The organism is Azospirillum sp. UFLA03-27, from assembly GCF_059803775.1.
This window is the reverse complement of record NZ_JAUQTX010000448.1, coordinates 1-2371: the sequence shown is the minus strand read 5'-3', so window position 1 is coordinate 2371 and position 2371 is coordinate 1. Positions and strand designations below refer to the sequence as shown.

Annotated in this window: 3 protein-coding genes; 2 read left to right on the top strand and 1 reads right to left on the bottom strand. The window is 71.6% G+C overall.

Going from position 1 to position 2371, the window contains the following annotated elements; genetic code table 11:
• Window positions 1-61: 61 nt before the first annotated feature.
• Window positions 62-286 carry a DUF1150 family protein gene (locus tag Q4I23_RS32150; protein ID WP_454018577.1) on the bottom strand — a complete coding sequence of 75 codons (225 nt, stop codon included), beginning with the start codon at window positions 284-286 and terminating at the stop codon, window positions 62-64.
• Between the two features lie 356 nt (window positions 287-642).
• On the opposite strand from Q4I23_RS32150, the gene Q4I23_RS32145 reads away from it, so the two are divergent.
• Together Q4I23_RS32145 and Q4I23_RS32140 are read left to right on the top strand one after the other, a co-directional pair.
• Window positions 643-1824 carry a DUF4384 domain-containing protein gene (locus tag Q4I23_RS32145; protein ID WP_498528929.1) on the top strand — a complete coding sequence of 394 codons (1182 nt, stop codon included), beginning with the start codon at window positions 643-645 and terminating at the stop codon, window positions 1822-1824.
• Window positions 1825-1910: 86 nt separating this feature from the next.
• Window positions 1911-2351 (top strand): CHASE2 domain-containing protein, encoded by a 441-nt coding sequence (locus tag Q4I23_RS32140; RefSeq protein ID WP_498528930.1) that lies wholly within the window; start codon window positions 1911-1913, stop codon window positions 2349-2351.
• The last annotated feature ends 20 nt before the right edge of the window (window positions 2352-2371 follow it).

The following is a 2371-nucleotide window of genomic DNA, read 5'->3' as shown; positions in this document are numbered from 1 at the left end:
GTTATAGTCTCGTGGGCTCGGAGATGTGTATAAGAGACAGGCCCCCATCAACTCCGCTTTCTCAATGCACGCTGACCAGCTCCATCCCATGCTCCTGAAGTGTCGCCCCTGCCGATGCGCGGTCGGTGTCCAGCCACAGGCAGGTGCCATTGGCGGCGTACACGGCGTAGGCGGGCAGGCCGTCGATCTCCACCGACCGCAGATAGGCGACCTCCAAGATTCCATGACGGGCGAAGCGGTCATCGAAACCTTCGGCGACATCGGCTTTGGTGCGGCGGGCGGTCATGGTCGGTCTCCTCGGGCGCTGGGGCGGACCAACGGGGCGCCGGTCCTGCCCGGCACTCTAAGGGGCTGGACCGGGCCGCGCTGTGGCGCCCGCCACACTGAGTACGTTGGAGGGTGCCCAACTCCTGCGCAACTTTGTGCTGCGCCTCACAGCGGCCGCCGTCCTCCGCCGTCTAGCCTCGACGGGCCGGCGGTTTGGCCGGTGCGCATCATTTCGGAGGTCCGACCATGCCCGTCCGTTCACGGCGTCCGCCCTTCTTTGGGCCGGGTCCGCAGCCCCGTCCTTCCCCCTTCGCCGCCTGGACAGGCGTCCGGGAAACGCCAATGATTCCGCGATCCCCGCCGGTGGAGGCCAGCATGGCGCACAGGACCCTGAGCGGACTCGTGGTGACGGCCCTGACGCTGGCCGCCGTCGGAGCGGTCGGCTTCACCGCCGGCCGCGCGGCGGCGGAGCAGGCGGTGGTCGTCGCCTCCACTGCCCCCGGCTACGCCCAGGGGCAACTGGTTCCCGACGGCGCGGCGGTCACCGTGCCGGACGGTGCCAACGCCATGTTCCTCTTCGCCAACGGGCGTATGTTGCGGATCAAGGGACCGTTCGACGGGTCGCTCGACCGCATGCCCGACGCCTCGGGTTGGGGCGGAGTGGGCAGCCTCGTCGGCGGGGAGCGCTTCTTCCAGACCGACCTGGGGGCCGCCCGCGCGGTCGGAACCCCGATGCAGAAGGGGGAGGAGCAGGTCTTCACCCTCGACCCCGGCCGGGCCGGAACCCAATGCGTGAAGTCCGGCGGCACCGTGCTGCTGCGCAAGCCCTCCGATCCGGCGCTGATCCCGGCCACCCTGCGCGCGGAAGGGGGCGAGGCCGCCACGCTGCGCTGGGACAAGGGAGCCGCGGTGCCCTGGCCGCGCGAGATTTCGATGACCGACGGCACCGCCGTCTCGGTCGCCGGGCCGGACGGGCGGGTGCGCCACAGCCTGACCCTGCGCGTGATCGCCGCAGATGGCATCGGGACGGGACAAGGCGCGGAGCTGGCCATCCGGCTGGCCGGCGCCGGCTGCGCCGCGCAGGCGGCGGCCCTGCTCGACCCGGTGCGGGACAGCGTGGCGCCGCTGAACCTCTATCTCGCCACCGACCGCGGCCTCTACCCGACCTACCGGTCCGGGGAGGCGGTGACGCTGGTGCTCCAGACGAACCGGGACGCGCACCTATACTGCTACCTGCGCAACACGCGCGGCCAGCTGACGCCGATCTACCCGCCGGGCCCATCGGCCAGCTCGCTGGTGGAGGGGCACCGCACCCTGACGCTGGCCGGCGACCGCATGCCGGTGCCGCTGCGCGCGGCGGAGCGGTCGGGGAGCCTGTCCGCCGACCAGGAGGTGCGCTGCTTCGCCGCCGGGCGCGATCTCGGCGCTGACCTGCCAGGGCGTCAGGACGCCTTCCGGCCCCTGTCCGACGAGGCGGCGGCCCGGCTGGAGCGGACACTCGCCTCGCTGAAGCAGACCGAACTGGTGATGGCGCAGGTGATCTTGCGCGTGGAGTGAGGGCGCCGCCGTTGGGGACATCGGGGGGCAGGCCGGGTTGGGCGAAAGCCCCGTGGCTCGCCAAAGGACTGGTCGGCTTGGCCGCGGTGGTCGGCGTGTCGGCGGCGGCACTGGGGCTGACCCGTTTGGTGCCGCCCCTGCGCTCCGCCGATGAGAGCTTCCGCGACCTCGCCATCGCCTACTTCACGCCGCCCGCCCCGCAGCATCCCGGCATCGTGCTGGTGACGCTGGGAGAGGATCTGTTCGCCACGCTGGCCTGCCGGTCGCCGGTGGACCGCGGCTTCCTCGCCGATCTGGTGGGGACGCTGGAGGCGGCGGGGGTGCGGGCGATCGGGCTGGACATCCTGTTTGACCAGCCGACCCTGCCGGCACTCGACGAGCGGTTGCGCCAGCGCATCCAGCGCGCAAAGGTGCCGGTGGTCGCCATCACGGCGCTCGGCGACACGGCGCTGACGGAGGAGCAGCGCCGTTATCTCGGGCGGTTCCTCGACGGCATTCCGCACGGCCTGTCTCTTATACACATCTGACGCTGCCGACGATTATACGC

Excerpts from the sequence above, each read along its gene's own strand:
- Q4I23_RS32150 (WP_454018577.1), bottom strand. The coding sequence starts at position 286 with ATGACCGCCCGCCGCACCAAAGCCGATGTCGCCGAAGGTTTCGATGAC.
- Q4I23_RS32145 (WP_498528929.1), top strand. The coding sequence starts at position 643 with ATGGCGCACAGGACCCTGAGCGGACTCGTGGTGACGGCCCTGACGCTG.